Source organism: Streptomyces sp. NPDC052114 (assembly GCF_040680155.1).
Classification (GTDB): Bacteria; Actinomycetota; Actinomycetes; order Streptomycetales; family Streptomycetaceae; genus Streptomyces.
On the sequence record NZ_JBFAWC010000007.1, the window covers coordinates 385,112 to 399,964 of the forward strand.

Sequence of the window (14,853 nt, forward strand, 5' to 3'; positions counted from 1 at the left end):
CGTGACGACAACCGTGGTGGCGGTTTCAACCGTGACCGTCGTGACGACCGTGGTGGCCGTTCGTTCGAGCGTCGTGACGACAACCGTGGTGGCGGTTTCAACCGTGACCGTCGTGACGACCGTGGTGGCCGTTCGTTCGAGCGTCGTGACGACAACCGTGGTGGCGGCTTCAACCGCGACCGCCGTGACGACCGCGGCGGCTTCCGTCGCGACGACCGCCCCTCCGGTGGTCACCGTGGCAGCGACCGTCCGTTCAACCGTGACCGCCGCGACGACCGTCCCGCCGGCGGCCACCGCGCCGGCGGCCACGACCGCCCGTCGTACCAGCGCCGCGACGACCGCTCCGGCAGCTCCTTCGGCCGCCGCGACGACAAGCCGCGCTGGAAGCGCAACGGCTGACGCGTAGCCAGGCCGTAGCCGGGGCGTAGCCCGGCAGGACAAGACGAAGGGCCCGTACGACACACCTGTCGTACGGGCCCTTCGGCATGTGGACGGACGCTCGACGGCGATACCCGATCGGATGCCGGGGCCGGTCCCGCTATGCTCGGGGGTGCACCGACGCGGACCGTTAGCTCAATTGGCAGAGCAGTGGACTTTTAATCCATTGGTTGTGGGTTCGAGTCCCACACGGTCTACCGCGCAGGCCCCTGGTCGGAGGAATCCGACCAGGGGCCTGATGTCGTTCGGGGGGAGGGGCCCGCCGTATGGGGCCGGAGCTGCGACGCCGACAGTTTCGTGCAGCTCCGGCCCTGGCCCATCCGGCTTGTTCCCTGCCGGGGCGGCTCCCGCATGCTCCGGATGCCGGGGAGGGCGAGGGGTGCGGAGCGTCGGCCGGAGGGGATCGGCCTGTCCCCGCACCAGGTGCGTGTTTCGTGTCGGGGACAGCCTGGCACCGCTCGGCGGCCAGGTCTGCCGTCTGAACGAAGAGTTCGGGTCCACGCGGGACAGAAAACGAAACTCCGCCCCATGGCACTCGCCCGAACGGAGAGTCCCGCCGTGCGGGGGGTCCGTGGGCGGGACACGCTGGGTTGCCAGGTCCGCAGGGTGAGCCGGAGGTGCAGGATGGCGGCAGGCGTGCGCGGGGCGGCGCGGCGTGGGGTCGGGGGGCTCGTCGTGGGGCTGCTCGTCGTTCTCGCCGTGGGGTGCGGGGGCGGCGCAGGAGAGGGCGGTGGGGAGAGCGGGCGTACCGCTGCCGCTCGGCCGCTCGATCTGCCGTTCGAGCATCCCGGCGTGCTCGTCAGCGGGGAGCAGCTCGACCGGGTGCGCGCGCATGTGCGGGCGCGGGAGCAGCCGTGGCTGGGCGCGTTCGAGCAGATGCGGGACAGCAAGTACGCGGCGGACGACTATCAGGCGACCCCGTACGCCGTCGTGGAGTGCCCGCCCGACACCCGGCCGGGGCGGGGCTGCGTCGAGGAGCGCGAGGACGCGCTGGCCGCGTACACCCAGGCCCTGCTCTGGAACATCACCAAGGACCGTGCGCACGCCGAGAAGGCCGTGCAGATCATGGACGCCTGGTCGAAGGTGATCACCGGGCACACCGAGGCCAACGCCGGGCTGCAGACCGCCTGGGCCGCCTCGTCGTGGGCGCGTGCCGCGGAGGCCGTGCGGTACACGTACGACGGCTGGAGCGACGGGCAGCTGCTGCGCTTCGAGCGGATGCTGCGCAACGCCTATCTGCCGCAGGTCAAGAACGGTTCCGCCGACTTCAACGGCAACTGGGACCTGGTGATGGCCGACGCGACCATGGGCATGGCCGTCTTCCTCGACGACCACCCCACCTTCGAGAAGGCCGTGCACCACTTCCGGACGCGCGTGCCCGCGTACTTCTACCTGGAGTCGGACGGGAAGCTGCCCGTCTCCCCGGAGGGCAGCGGCATCGACACCGCCGCGGAGCTGAAGAAGTACTGGTTCGGGCAGGGCACCTTCGCCGACGGGCTCTCCCAGGAGACCTGCCGCAACTTCAAGCACGCCAGCTACTCCCTCGCGGCGACCTCGCACATGGCGGAGACCGCCCACCACCAGGGCGTCGACCTGTACGGCGAGGTCGAGGACCGGCTGCGGGCCGCCTTCGAGTTCCACTCCAAGTACCAGCTGGGCGCCAAGGCGCCGAAGTGGCTGTGCGGCGGCACGGTCCAGCGCGACATGGGGCCCGACACCGAGGTCGGCCTGAACCATCTGCAGGGGCGGCGCGGCCTGAAGATGCCGGAGACCGAGAAGTACACGGAACAGCGGCGTCCGGAGGGGACGGACGACCTCTTCGTGGCCTGGGAGACCCTCACGCACGCGGGCAACGCGTAACCGGTTCGCTTCCGCCCTCCCAATGGCGTACTGTTGGGTTCACCGACGCGGGGTGGAGCAGCTCGGTAGCTCGCTGGGCTCATAACCCAGAGGTCGCAGGTTCAAATCCTGTCCCCGCTACTGAAGGCCGAGGGCCCGGAACCAAGCAATTGGTTCCGGGCCCTCGGTGTTTGCTGCCGTTCGCCGTCGTTTGCCGTCGTTCGCTGCTGTTCCGCGTCGTTCGCCGTGGTCTGCCGTCGTCCGGTGCCGTTCTCCGCCCTTCCGCGTAACCCGGTCGGCCCACACCAGGTCGCACCCGCCCCGCGCTGCGGGAAGCCTGAATGGAGCGCGGTGATGGGCGCGGAGTCGGCGGGAGACAAGCGGTGGGGCAGCAAGGCGTAACCGGCGACAGCGGCGCCACCGCGCACGAGTGGGCCTTCGTCCGCGCCCTGCCCTTCCTGCTCCTCGTCGTCGGCGTCGTCTTCGACGCGTCGACCCCGCCGGAGTTCACCGCCGCGCCCCTGTTCACCGCGGCCCCGCTGATCGCCGCCCCCTTCTACTCGCAGCTCAACACCGTCCTGACCGGCGCCGCGGCCGCCTCCGCCGTCTTCTTCCTGCACTACGGCCACCAGGGCACCAGCCACGTCGAGGCCGTCACCGAGCTGATCACCGTGCTGACCGTCGCCGTCCTCGCGGTCGTCATCAACCGCGTCGTGCGGCGCGGCAACGACCGGCTCGCCACCGCCCGCTCCATCGCCGAGGCCACCCAGCGCGCGGTGCTGCCCGAGCCGGACCCCCGCATCGGGGGGCTCGACATCGCCGCGCGGTACGAGGCCGCGCAGGCCGACGCGTTCATCGGGGGCGATCTGTACGCGGTGCAGGACACCCCGCACGGCGTACGGCTCATCGTCGGCGACGTACGCGGCAAGGGCATGGGCGCGGTCGCCGCGGTCGCCGTCGTCATCGGTGCCTTCCGGGAGGCCGCCGAGCAGGAGGCCACCCTGGAGGCGGTGGCGCAGCGCCTGGAGCGGGCGCTGGCGCGCGAGGGGACCCGGCGCGACGGCCTCGACGCCTTCGAGGGGTTCACCACCGCCGTCCTCGCCGAGATCCGGCACGGCGAGGGCCTCGTACGGCTCATCAACCGCGGGCACCCGCCGCCGATGCTGCTGCGCGGGGACGGCCGGCTGTGCGTCCTGTCGGCGACCGAGCCCGCGCTGCCGCTCGGCATGGGCGACCTGGGGGCCTGGCCGGACCGGGCGGACGAGACGGAGTTCCCGCCCGGCGCGCTGCTGCTCTTCTACACGGACGGCCTCTCCGAGGCGCGTGACGTGGCGGGGGAGTTCTACGACCCGGCGGCCCGGCTCGGCGGCCGGATCTTCCCGGGGCGCGCGGGCCCGCACGCGCTGCTCGCCGCGCTCGCCGAGGAGGTGCGGCGGCACACCGGGGGCGCCACGACGGACGACATGGCGCTGCTCGCCGTGCGGCGACCCACCGCCGACGACCCCGACGTCACTCCCCGTGACTGAAGTGCACCCCTCTGCACAACAACTGACGTACTGTCAACGGAATGTGAAGCTCCGGTAGAGGCCGACGAGGGGTCAAGTCGCCCCGTTCAGAACCTCCGTGTCCCGGTACGTACGGCCGAAGAGCGTTAACGATCAACAGGAACGGCTTGGAATACCGACCCGCCGTCTATTAACGTTCGATAACGCAGCGCGGTCGTCCCAGCCGTCACTAGAGGCGGCTCCGTGCGCACGCGCCTAATCCCGCAAGGGAGCCGGGGAACCACCAACTTGGGGTGAATCGGGCATCTGTGCCTCTGTGCCGGATGTCCGTAGGAGACCTTCCTGCTCCGAACCCGTCAGCTAACCCGGTAGGCGAGAAGGAAGGAAAGGAGTGCGCCCCAGTGGCGTCCAACCGGCCTGCCCCCCGAGGCGTGTACGTGCCCAATGACGACGACTTCGGTCCGTACGCCGAGGAACCCTTCGAGGAGTGGAATCCCACCGAGGAATCCATTCGTCCCGTCCGCGGCAGGCACCGTGTGCACAAGAAGGGCGGCGGCGGCCTCGCCCGCAGCTCCACCGTCCTCGGCGTGGGCGTCATCGCCGCCGTCGGCGCGGGCGGCATCGCCACCGCGCAGGGCGGCAAGCCCCCGGTCTCCATATCGATGCCCGACCTGGGCGCCGTCACGGACTCGCTGCCGGAGGCCAAGTCCCTTCCCGGCGTGGGCTCCCTGATGTCCGACGACGCGTCGGACTCCGAGGGATCCACCACCGCGACCCCCCTCAGCACCGCCGGCGTCAGCACCGCCGACGCCCGGCAGGGCACCACCGACGCCGGCGAGGCCCTGCGCGCCCGCATCATGCAGCAGGCCGAGAACCAGCAGCACCAGGCGGACTCCGCCGTGCAGACCGCGGCCGAGGACGCCGCCGTCGAGAAGGCCGCGGAAGAAGCCGCCGCCCAGCAGAAGTCGGCCGAGAAGGAGGCGGAGGCCAAGGCCGCCGCCAAGAAGAAGAAGGAGGAGGAGGCCCGCAAGGCCAAGGCCGAGGCCGAGCGTCTTGCCAAGCTCGCCAAGAGCTACGTCATCCCGACCTCCTCGTACACGCTTACCTCGCACTTCGGCGACGCCGGCTCCATGTGGTCCTCCGGCCACCACACCGGCCTCGACTTCGCCGCCCCCACCGGCACCCCCCTCAAGGCCGTGCACACGGGCACCGTCAAGGAGGCGGGCTGGGCCGGGGCGTACGGCTACCGCACCGTGCTCGAACTCGAGGACGGCACGGAGATCTGGTACTGCCACCAGTCCTCGCTCAACGTCAGCGCGGGCCAGAAGGTCAGCACCGGCGACGTCATCGGACGCGTCGGCGCGACCGGCAACGTCACCGGGCCGCACCTCCACATGGAGGTCCACACGCCCGACGGCACCGGGATCGACCCGCTCGGCTGGCTGCAGGGCAAGGGCCTCAACCCCTGACGCACCCCAACCCCTGACGCACCCCGAAGACCCCGGCGGTCCTGACGGCGACCCCCCGACGTCAGGGCTGCCGGTTCGGCATGCCCGTACTTGACGCTCCCTTGAACCGACCGACGGAATTCCCTTTCCGCCAAGGGTGTTGAGGGACGCATGACCTCTCTTCGCCCCCTCGGCCCCTCCGACCTCGAAGTCTTCCCCCTCTCCCTCGGCGGCAACGTCTTCGGCTGGACCGCGGACCGGACCGCGTCCTTCGCCGTCCTCGACGCCTACACCGCGGCGGGCGGCAACTTCATCGACACCGCCGACGCCTACTCGGCCTGGGTGGAGGGCAACAAGGGCGGCGAGTCCGAGACCCTCATCGGCGAGTGGCTCGCCGGGCGCGGCAACCGCTCCGACGTCGTCGTCGCCACGAAGGTCGGCTCCCACCCCGACTACAAGGGCCTGTCCGCGAGCACCATCAAGGCCGCCGCCGAGCAGTCCCTGCGCCGCCTGGGCACCGACTACATCGACCTCTATTACACGCACTTCGACGACCCGTCGGTCCCCGTCGAGGAGATCATCGGGGCGCTCGACGAGCTGGTGACGGCCGGCAAGGTGCGCGCCATCGCCGCCTCCAACATCACCCCCGAGCGGCTCCAGGAGTCCCTCGACTTCTCCGACCGCGAGGGCCTCGCGCGGTACGTCGCGCTCCAGCCGCACTACAACCTCGTCTCCCGGGACACCTACGAGGGCCGGCTCCAGGAGGTCGCCTCGCGCTCCGGCCTCGCCGCCGTCCCCTACTTCGCGCTCGCCGCGGGCTTCCTCACCGGCAAGTACCGTCCGGGCACGAAGGTCGAGAGCGCGCGCAGCGGCCGGGTCGAGCAGTACCTGGGCACCGAGCGGGGCGACCGGGTCCTGACCGCGCTCGACGGGATCGCCGGGGCGCGGGGCGTCCAGGTGGCGACCGTGGCGCTCGCGTGGCTGGCCGCGCAGCCGACCGTGGCGGCGCCGATCGCGTCCGCGCGCACGGTCGAGCAGCTGCCGGCGCTGCTCGCGGTGGCGGACCTCGAACTCACGCAGGCGGAGCTGGCCGCGCTGACGGCGGCCTCCGCCTGACCGCCGGCTAGGAACGGTAGGGGTTGTACGCCGGGTAGCCGTGGGCCGGGTGGGGCCGCGGCTGCCCGTACGGGGGCGGGGCGTAGGGGGTGTGGCCCCATGCCGGGGCGGCGTAGGGGGCGGGCCCGTACGGGTAGCCGTACGCCGCGTACGGCATCGGGACCATGACCGGTGCCGTCGCCCGTGCCGCGTAGTCCAGGGCCGGGCGCGCCGGTTCACGGCGCTCCCAGAGCTTCTCCAGCAACTCCCGCTCGCGTACGACGAAGTCGGCGCCGGCCCGCCCGCGGCGGCCCCGGTGGCGCAGGAACGCGAGCGAGGTCGCGTACTCCTGGTACTCCGCGACCGTGCGGGCCGCGGCCTTGCCCCAGGTGTACGAGGCGTAGTCGCGGGCCAGCGCGCGGGCGCGCATCGAGCCGAGCGCGTACGGCTCGGGCGGGGTGAGCCAGCCCGCCGCCGTGTACACGGGCAGCTCGGCGCTGATCATGCGCAGTTCGCGCTGCCGGGTCCAGATGGCGAGCCAGGTCAGCAGCCCGAACGCGGGCAGCATGAAGACCGCGTACACGGTGAAGAAGCCGAACTGCCCGAAGACCGCCGAGCCGTTCCACAGCGCGTGCATGCCCATCGCGAGCAGCAGTCCGGTCAGGGGTATGAGGACGCGGCGCACCCGCATGCGGTCCGCCGAGAACGCGGCGATGCCGAAGCCGATGCCGGTCAGGACCGTGAACAGCGGGTGCGCGAACGGCGACATGACCACGCGTACGAAGAAGGTCGCGGCCGTCACCGAGGCGAGGCCGCTGTCGCGGCTCAGCTGGTCGGTGACGTAGGCGTTGCCCAGATAGAGGATGTTCTCGGTGAACGCGAAGCCGGTCGCGGTCACGCCCGCGATGACGACGCCGTCGACGAGGCCCGTGAAGTCGCGTCTGCGGAAGAGGAAGACCAGCAGCACCGCCGCGGCCTTCGCGCTCTCCTCGACGATCGGGGCGATGACGGTCGCGCCGAGGGTGTCGGCGCTGGTGGGGTCGGCGGTGGCGGTGGCTATCCAGCGGATCGCGAAGCTGTTCGCGACGATCGCGATGAGCGCGGCCGCGCAGGCGCCCCAGGAGAAGGAGAAGAGGAGGTTCCGCCAGGGGCCCGGGGCCACCCGGTCCAGCCAGCGGAACGCGGCGACCAGCAGGGGGACGGGGACGATCGCGAGGCCGAGCCCGACCAGGAAGCCCTGGGTGCCGGTCTGCTCCCTGACCAGGGCGAGGATCACCAGGCCCGACAGGGCGAGCAGGGTGACGAGCGCGGCCACGCGTATCGCGCGCCGCTGCCACCAGCGGACACGGCGCAGCTCCCCCGGGGCGGGTGCCTCGGGGGGTATCGGATACGGAGAACTGGAGGCCACGTCGTTGACCCTAACGAGGGATGGGGGTGGCCGCGACGGTGCCTCAGCCTCTGGCGGTGGTGACCCGGCGGAAGAGCAGGTCGTGGACGACGTGGCCCTTGTCGAGGCCCTGGCCCTCGAAGCGGGTGAGGGGGCGGAAGTCGGGGCGGGGCGCGTAGCCGCCGTCCGCCCGGGTGTTCTCGAAGTCGGGGTGCGCGGTGAGCACCTCCAGCATCTGCTCGGCGTACTCCTCCCAGTCCGTCGCGCAGTGCAGGATCGCGCCGGGCTTGAGCGAGGGCGCGGCCAGCGTCAGGAACTCCGGCTGGATCAGGCGGCGCTTGTGGTGGCGGGCCTTGGGCCAGGGGTCGGGGAAGTAGACGCGGAGACCGTCGAGCGAGGCGGGGGTGAGCATCTCGCGGAGCAGGATGATCGCGTCGCCGTTGGCCACGCGGACGTTCGTCAGGCCGTTCCGCTCGGCGAGGCCCAGCAGGTTGCCCTGGCCGGGGGTGTGCACGTCGACGGCGAGGATGCCGGTGTCCGGGTCGGCGGCGGCCATCTGGGCGGTCGCCTCGCCCATGCCGAAGCCGATCTCCAGGACGACGGGCTTGTCGGAGCGGGTCTCGCCGTCCCCGAACAGCTCGGCGAGGTCCAGGGTGCGCAGCCCGTCGATGTCCAGGCCCCACTTGGGCCAGAGCCGGCGCAGGGCATCACCCTGGCTGGTGGTCACCCGGCTGCGCCGGGGCTGGAAGCTACGGATCCGCCGCTCGTGGTGCGACCCCGCGGGATCGGGCGAGGGCCCACCAGGAAACCGAGGCGCACCCTGCGCCCGCCCGGCCGACGAGGAGACTTCGGGGGTATGGGAAGAGTCAGACACAGTGAGCCAATTTTAGGGGGAGGGAGGGGGAGGGGTCGCGCGGTCGGGGGCACGGGATGGGCAGGGGCGTTGGCGGGCCCCGTTAGGGGCGCGGGGAACTGCGCGAGCGACCCCGTCCGAGGGGCGGGGAAGCGGCGAGCTGAGCGACTCCTGGCCCCGTCGGGGGCTGGCGGAAACGGTGGGCTGGGCATCGACGGCCCCGTCAGGGGCGCGGGGAACTGCGCGAGCAACGCCATCCGACCGGCAGGGAAGCCGGGAGCCCAACCCACCCCGAACCGCTCAGGGGCGCGGGGAACTGCGCAAGACGGCCCCCGCCCCGCAGGGAACCGCGCAAGACCGCTCCCGCCGCGCGCCGCGCCCCGCGCCCCTCACCCCCGCAAGACATCAAGCGCCCGCCGCGCAACCTCCCGCCCAATGGGCAGAGACGCCGTCGCAGCCGGCGAAGGCGCGTTCAGGACGTGAATCGCCCGCGCCCCCTCCCGTATCAGGAAGTCATCGACCAACGTGCCGTCCCGCAGAACGGCCTGCGCCCGCACCCCCGCGGGCGCCGGCACCAGATCCCTCGCCTCGACCGCCGGCAGCAGCCTCCGCACCGCCTCGGTGAACGCGGACTTGGACGCCGAGCGCCGCAGCTCACCCGCCCCGTACCGCCAGTGGCGGCGGGCCAGCTGCCAGGAGCCGGGCCACCCCAGCGTCCCGGCGAGCTCGCGGGGACGGACGACCGACCACGAATACCCCTCGCGGGCCAGCGCGGGGACCGCGTTCGGCCCCACGTGGACGCCGCCGTCGATGCCCCGCGTGAGGTGGACCCCGAGGAAGGGGAAGGCCGGGTCCGGCACGGGATAGACGAGGCCCCGCACCAGCTCGGGCCGCGCCAGCTCGAAGTACTCCCCCCGGAACGGCACGATCCGCATCTGCGGGTCGTCCCCGGTGAGCCGCGCGACCTCGTCGCACCGCAGCCCCGCGCAGTTCACGAGGACCTTGCCGCGCACCACGCCGCCGTCGGCGGTGCGGACCGCGACGCCGAGGTCGGTCCTGCGGTCGACGCGGACGACCTCGCCCCGCGCGCCGTACCGGATCTCGGCGCCGGAGGCCTCCGCGAGGCGCTCCGCCACCGCGCTGTAGTCGCAGATGCCGGTCGTGCCCACATGGATCGCGGCGAGGCCGCGGACCTCCGGCTCGTGCTCGGTGATCTGCGCGGGGCCCAGCTCGCGCACCGGGATGCCGTTCTCCCTGCCGCGCTGGACCAGGGCGTGCAGGCGGGGCAGCTCGTCGCGCTCCGTGGCGACGATCAGCTTGCCGGTGACCTCGTGCGCGACGCCGTACTCCGCGCAGAACTTGACCATCTCGGCGGCGCCCCGCACCGCGTACCTCGCCTTGAGCGAGCCGGGCCGGTAGTAGATCCCGCTGTGGATCACCCCGCTGTTGCGCCCCGTCTGGTGGCGGGCGGGGCCCGGCTCCTTCTCGAGCACCGTCACCGCGATGCCCGGGGCGGTGCGCGTGAGGGCATACGCCGTCGCGAGCCCGACGATCCCGCCGCCGATCACCAGCACGTCGCAGTCGTACGCGACCTTGTTCACCGCGCCTCACCTCCCACCACAGATACTGCCCTGCGCCACTGACAACGCCGTCAAACCTCGCGAGCCGGATCCTTGCCCAAGGCTTCGCACGGTTCACGCGGGCCCACCCGTCCGTTAACCCCCGGCCCCCGGCACGCGGCGGCGCCCCGCAGGCATGCGGGCCCGTCCCACCGCGGGGCGGCGGGACGGGCCGAGGAGCCTACGCCGGAGCCATCAGGAGCGGCCGCGCCCGCTCGCGCAGCTCCACCACCCGTGGCTCGTCCCCGTACGGTTCGAGCCGGTGCAGCAGATCCTTCACGTACTCCGTGGTCCGCGCGGACGAGATCCGACCGGCGACCTCCAACGCGCGCGTGCCCTGCTCGCAGGCCGCGTCGAGGTTCCCGGACTCCAGCTCGGCGACCGCCGACACCACGAGGCGCAATCCGTGCGAGCGCACGAACTCCTCCGTGGGCCGGGACAGCGCCTGTTCCGTGAAGCGCCGCACCTGCCGCGGCGCCTTCAGGTCGCGGTAGCACTCGGCGGCGTCGGCGGCGAAGCGGTCGTAGGAGTAGAAGCCGAGCCAGGAGGGGTCGTTGTCCCCGTCGCGGGCCCGCTCCAGCCAGCCCTCGGCGGCCCGCAGCGCCGCCCCCGCGGCCTGCGCGTCGTTGGCACGCGCGTGTGCCCGCGCCTCGACGAGCCGGAAGAAGCTCATCGTGCGCGCGGTGGCCAGGCCTCTGTTGCGCTCCAGGGCGGCCTGCGCGAGGTCGACGCCCTCGTCCCCGAAGCCGCGGTACGTCGCCTGGAGGGACATGGAGGCCAGCACGTATCCCCCGAGGGGGACGTCCGCCGCCGCGCGCGCCAGGCGCAGCGCCTGGATGTAGTACCGCTGGGCGGCCTCCTGCTGGCCCGTGTCGAACGCCATCCACCCGGCGAGCCGCGTCAGTTCGGCCGACGCCCCGAAGAGGGCGCGCCCGACCTCGTCGGAGTAGGAGCCGAGCAGCAGCGGTGCCGCTTCGACGCGCAGGCACTCGGGAACCATCGAGGAACGCCAGTCGCCGCCCCCGTACTTGGAGTCCCAGCGCCGCGCGTCCTCGGCGGCCTCCCGCAGCTTCAGTACGTCGCTGTGGCCGACCTTCATCGGCGCCCCGGCGTCGTCGGCGTGCGCGGCGTCGCGCGGCACGTCGCGCGAGGCGTCGCGTGCCACCGAGCTGTCGGCCGGGGTTATCAACCAGCGCGAGGCGGGTGTCGCGTACGCGCTGACCGCGAAGGAACCGGCCAGGGACTGCCAGATGCCGCCGCTGCCCGCGCGCCGGCCCGCCAGATCCAGGCGGTACAGCTCGGTCGCCGACTTCACCGCCGCCCCGACGTCACGGGGGAAGGCGAGGCCCACTTCCGGAGCCGGGTCGGCGTCCGCGAGGCCGATCTCGTGCAGCGGCACGGGACGGCCGAGCTTCTGCCCGATGGCCGCCGCGATCAGGTGCGGGGCGGCGCCCTGCGGCACCATGCCCTTGGACACCCAGCGGGCCACCGAAGTCTTGTCGTAACGGAGCGTCAACCCGCGTTGAGCGCCTAGGTCGTTGACCCTGCGCGCGAGTCCCGCATTGCTGATTCCCGCGAGGGCGAGAACGGTGCCGAGCTTTTCGTTCGGCCCGCGTTGCTCCCTGGACATGCGCCACCCCTCGACACAGACGGCTGCCGGGCAGTGGCTGGACCGCGCGGCATTCGTGCTGCGTTCCCCCGGGGGCGGTGCCACCTTCGGCCATGAGCGTCGTGACATGCGTCACGAGCGCCCCGGCCGGGCCACGGCACCGCGGTCCGGACACCTAGCCCGAAGCCCCGCACGCGTGGCCGGAATCCCGGCCGCAAGAGCAATTGGCCGATCCTCCAGGTATATGCCTCCGCGAAAACATCAGCACACACAGCGTAGTTCGCCGCATCCCAAGCGTTAAGAGGCGCAGTTCCGGATGGCGAGATTGTTGTCCGTGCGGAAGCGCGAGGACACGGGGGCGTGCTCCCGCTGTGTGGCCGTGCGCCTGTGCGTGCGCTCTTCTCCGGCCATGACGGGAGCGCTTCCATTGACGATGCGTGGGTCGGCCCGCTGCGCTGGAGTCAGTGGGCTGGGGGACACCGCCGCCTCCATCCCCGCGGGCGGCGGACCGGTCCGGGAGGCGAACACCGCCTCCCGGACTGAGTGTTGCCTTCGAACGGTTCCTTTCTGGGCTCATCACAGGCCGATTTGGCCGAAAAGCGACCACGCTCACGAGTGACCTTCAGACCCCTGCGCGAGGCGTGCGCGAGCGTACGCGCGCGGCGCGCACGCGGCATGCACAAGGCCTTCGCGAGGCATCCTCAAGGAGAGGTGCTTCGTTCCGCTCTTCAACCACCGTTCTTCCAGGGCGGATTCACTGACGCGCAAGCGGTCCCGCGGGCCCTCTCGCGCGCCTCCTTCGTGGCAGCATGGGACCCCAGTTCTTCGGTGCACTGGTCGGCCGTGCCCGGCGGCATGTGTCCGCCGGCCCGTCCACAGCCTGTGGAGGCAGCGATGCGGTGGTTGGTGGGGTGGAGCAGTACCGCCGCGAAGCCCTCGGTGGTGGGCTCGGCCGGGGCCACCGGCAGCGACGGCGAGACCGTGCACCCCGTGGGCTCCCAGCTCCTGTGGGGCGACCCGGATCCGCTCTGGGCGGTCGGCGACTGGCGCGCCGACGAGGTACGGACAGTGACGGTCGACGAGCGGACCCGCCTCGCGGTGCTCGGCACCTGCGGGGCCTCCGACGAGGAGCTGCGGGCCGGTCTCCTCGCCGCGCGCGGGGGCGCCCTGCGCCATCTGACCGCCTGGTCCGGCAGCTACACGGCGGTCGTCCAGGTCGGCCGCCGCGTCACCGTCTCCGGCGACCTCGCGGGCGCCCGCCCGGTCTTCTACACCCCCTGGGCGGACGGCACCGCCTATGCGACGGCCGCCCTGCCGCTGGCCGACCTCATCGAGGCCCACCTCGACATCGGCCACCTGGCGGCGCTGCTCGCCGCCCCCGACGTCCCCGAGGCGCTGCACGACTCGACGCCGTACCAGGGCGTGCGGCGCGTACCCCCGGGGCACGCGCTGATCCTGCGCGCGGGCGCACGGGAGGTCGCCGGGTACGAACCGGTGGCCTCGCTCGCCGTCGCGGCCCCCTCGGCCGACGCCGACGGCGCGGTGGACGGCGTCCGGGACGCCCTCGTGGAGGCGGTACGCGCCCGGCTCACCGCCCCCCGCCACGTGCCCGGCACGGACATCGACCCCGGCCCGGTGCCCGGCATGGGGCCCGCCGAGCGGCGCGCGGCCCGCGGGATGCCGGTCCCCGGCATCGGAGCCGACCTCTCCGGAGGACCCGCCTCGGGAACCCTCGCTCTCCTTGCGGCCGGTCTGCCCGGCATGCCCGGCACGGTCCTCGGCCACGGCACGGGCGCGGGGGAGCGGCTCCTCGCCGTCACCTTCAACGACCTGGCGGTGAACGGCCGCGAGGCCGAGCTGGAGCGCGCCGGCGCCATCGCTGCCAACCCGCGCCTGCACCACGTGGTCGTCGCGGCGGGCGAGGACGCCCTGCCCTACGCCGACCTGGACGGGCCGCTGACGGACGAGCCGAGCGCCGCCCTGGTGACTGCCCAGCGCCACCGCGCCCGGCTCGCCTCGGGCAGCGCCGACCACTTCACGGGCTACGGCGCCCGGCAGGTCCTCGACGCCCACCCGGCCCGCCTCGCCGACCTCCTGATGGACCGCAGACGCCGTCACATGGTCCGTCCCGTGGCGGCGCTCGCGAAGGCGGACGGTTCGGTGATGGTCCCCGCGCGCGTGTACGGCGCGGCCCGCAAGCTCGCCCGCATGCCGCACCGCGCGGGCGTCGAATCGCTCGCCCAGCGGCTGCTGAACCGCCGCTTCGACGAGCCGGGCGGGGTCGTGGGGGCGTCGCTCGCCGCGCTCGCCTGGGCCAGACCGGGCCCCGCCGCGCGCTGGCTGACCGGTGAGGCCCTCGCTGAAGTATCGGTTCGCCTCCAGGACACGACGATGCGTCCCGGCGGCCCCGGACAGCGTCCCGGGGAGTTCCGCGCGCGGGCGGCCCTCGCCCGGCACGCCGCCGACCTGCGCGTCCTGGAGCAGGCCGCCGAGGTCCGCTTCCAGCGCCTGCACGCGCCCTTCCTGGACAACCAGGTCGTCCGCGCGTGCCGTGCGCTCCCCGAGCACCTGCGCGTCCAGCCGGGTGCGCGGGCCTCGATCCTGCGCACGGTCCTGGAAGGCGCGGGCGTCGCCGAGCTGCCGCCCGGCTGGGGCGCCCCGTCGCACGCCTCGAACGCGGCGGCCGCCCGCACCGGGCTGCGCGTGGCGGTGGACGACCTCATCGCCCTCTTCGACACGCCTCTCCTCGCCCAGGCGGGCCTGGTCGAGGCCCACGTCGTCCGCAAGGCCCTGCGGTCCGCCGCCGAGGGGGAGCCACTGCCCCTGGACGGGCTCGCCGACCTGGTCTCCACCGAACTGTGGCTCCGGCGGCTGCTGTCGCGAAGAGGCACGTGCTGGACGGGGACGCCAGCACGGCAACGAGCGGTTCCTACGGGGAGTGTGGTTCCGCAGAGGGGCGCGCTAGGCGCGGGTCGCTAGGCGGGGGCCGCCGGGTGCGGGTCGCCGGGCGTCGGACCGTGGGACACCGATCCGGGCGCGCCGCTAAACCATGAGCCCTCC

9 protein-coding genes, 2 tRNA genes, 1 pseudogene and 1 riboswitch are annotated in these 14,853 nt (G+C 73.0%); of the genes and pseudogenes, 8 read left to right on the forward strand and 4 right to left on the reverse strand.

Annotation, left to right across the window (positions count from 1 at the left end; genetic code table 11):
• From AB0L89_RS18560 to AB0L89_RS18590, 7 genes and pseudogenes are all read left to right on the forward strand, one after another.
• A pseudogene (locus AB0L89_RS18560) lies at nt 1-399 on the forward strand (RNA helicase); the annotation flags it as partial.
• Nucleotides 400-562: 163 nt separating this feature from the next.
• Nucleotides 563-635: transfer RNA gene (locus AB0L89_RS18565), tRNA-Lys, on the forward strand.
• 427 nt (nt 636-1,062) lie between these two features.
• Nucleotides 1,063-2,298, forward strand: coding sequence for an alginate lyase family protein (locus tag AB0L89_RS18570; RefSeq protein WP_365141972.1), 1,236 nt, complete (start codon nt 1,063-1,065; stop codon nt 2,296-2,298).
• A 46-nt stretch (nt 2,299-2,344) separates the two neighbouring features.
• Nucleotides 2,345-2,418 (forward strand) — tRNA-Met (locus tag AB0L89_RS18575).
• Nucleotides 2,419-2,660: 242 nt separating this feature from the next.
• Nucleotides 2,661-3,803 (forward strand): PP2C family protein-serine/threonine phosphatase, encoded by a 1,143-nt coding sequence (locus tag AB0L89_RS18580; protein WP_365141974.1) that lies wholly within the window; start codon nt 2,661-2,663, stop codon nt 3,801-3,803.
• A 221-nt stretch (nt 3,804-4,024) separates the two neighbouring features.
• Nucleotides 4,025-4,172, forward strand: a riboswitch (cyclic di-AMP (ydaO/yuaA leader).
• A 47-nt stretch (nt 4,173-4,219) separates the two neighbouring features.
• Complete coding sequence (locus tag AB0L89_RS18585; protein ID WP_365141976.1) at nt 4,220-5,251, forward strand: M23 family metallopeptidase; 1,032 nt, start codon at nt 4,220-4,222, stop codon at nt 5,249-5,251.
• Nucleotides 5,252-5,401: 150 nt separating this feature from the next.
• On the forward strand, nt 5,402-6,346 hold the full coding sequence (locus tag AB0L89_RS18590) for an aldo/keto reductase (RefSeq protein ID WP_365141977.1): 945 nt from the start codon (nt 5,402-5,404) through the stop codon (nt 6,344-6,346).
• Between the two features lie 7 nt (nt 6,347-6,353).
• Here the strand turns inward: AB0L89_RS18590 and AB0L89_RS18595 are convergent, their stop codons facing one another.
• The 4 genes from AB0L89_RS18595 to AB0L89_RS18610 all read right to left on the reverse strand — a co-directional run bounded on the left by AB0L89_RS18595 (nt 6,354) and on the right by AB0L89_RS18610 (nt 11,814).
• On the reverse strand, nt 6,354-7,679 hold the full coding sequence (locus tag AB0L89_RS18595; protein ID WP_365142036.1) for a PrsW family glutamic-type intramembrane protease: 1,326 nt from the start codon (nt 7,677-7,679) through the stop codon (nt 6,354-6,356).
• A 97-nt stretch (nt 7,680-7,776) separates the two neighbouring features.
• A complete protein-coding gene (gene trmB / locus AB0L89_RS18600) occupies nt 7,777-8,586 on the reverse strand; it encodes a tRNA (guanosine(46)-N7)-methyltransferase TrmB (protein WP_365141979.1) in 810 nt (269 codons plus the stop codon).
• A gap of 368 nt (nt 8,587-8,954) precedes the next feature.
• Entirely contained in the window at nt 8,955-10,166 is a 1,212-nt protein-coding gene (gene lhgO / locus AB0L89_RS18605; protein ID WP_365141981.1) for an L-2-hydroxyglutarate oxidase, read from the reverse strand.
• 199 nt (nt 10,167-10,365) lie between these two features.
• The gene (locus AB0L89_RS18610) at nt 10,366-11,814 is read right to left on the reverse strand and encodes an MFS transporter (protein ID WP_365141983.1); all 1,449 of its coding nucleotides are present in this window, start codon (nt 11,812-11,814) and stop codon (nt 10,366-10,368) included.
• 873 nt (nt 11,815-12,687) lie between these two features.
• Here AB0L89_RS18610 and AB0L89_RS18615 point away from each other — a divergent pair.
• The gene (locus tag AB0L89_RS18615) at nt 12,688-14,772 is read left to right on the forward strand and encodes an asparagine synthase-related protein (protein ID WP_365141985.1); all 2,085 of its coding nucleotides are present in this window, start codon (nt 12,688-12,690) and stop codon (nt 14,770-14,772) included.
• The last annotated feature ends 81 nt before the right edge of the window (nt 14,773-14,853 follow it).

Coding starts and splice junctions, on each gene's coding strand:
- AB0L89_RS18570 (WP_365141972.1), top strand. CDS start 1,063: ATGGCGGCAGGCGTGCGCGGGGCGGCGCGGCGTGGGGTCGGGGGGCTC.
- AB0L89_RS18590 (WP_365141977.1), top strand. CDS start 5,402: ATGACCTCTCTTCGCCCCCTCGGCCCCTCCGACCTCGAAGTCTTCCCC.
- AB0L89_RS18610 (WP_365141983.1), bottom strand. CDS start 11,814: ATGTCCAGGGAGCAACGCGGGCCGAACGAAAAGCTCGGCACCGTTCTC.
- AB0L89_RS18615 (WP_365141985.1), top strand. CDS start 12,688: ATGCGGTGGTTGGTGGGGTGGAGCAGTACCGCCGCGAAGCCCTCGGTG.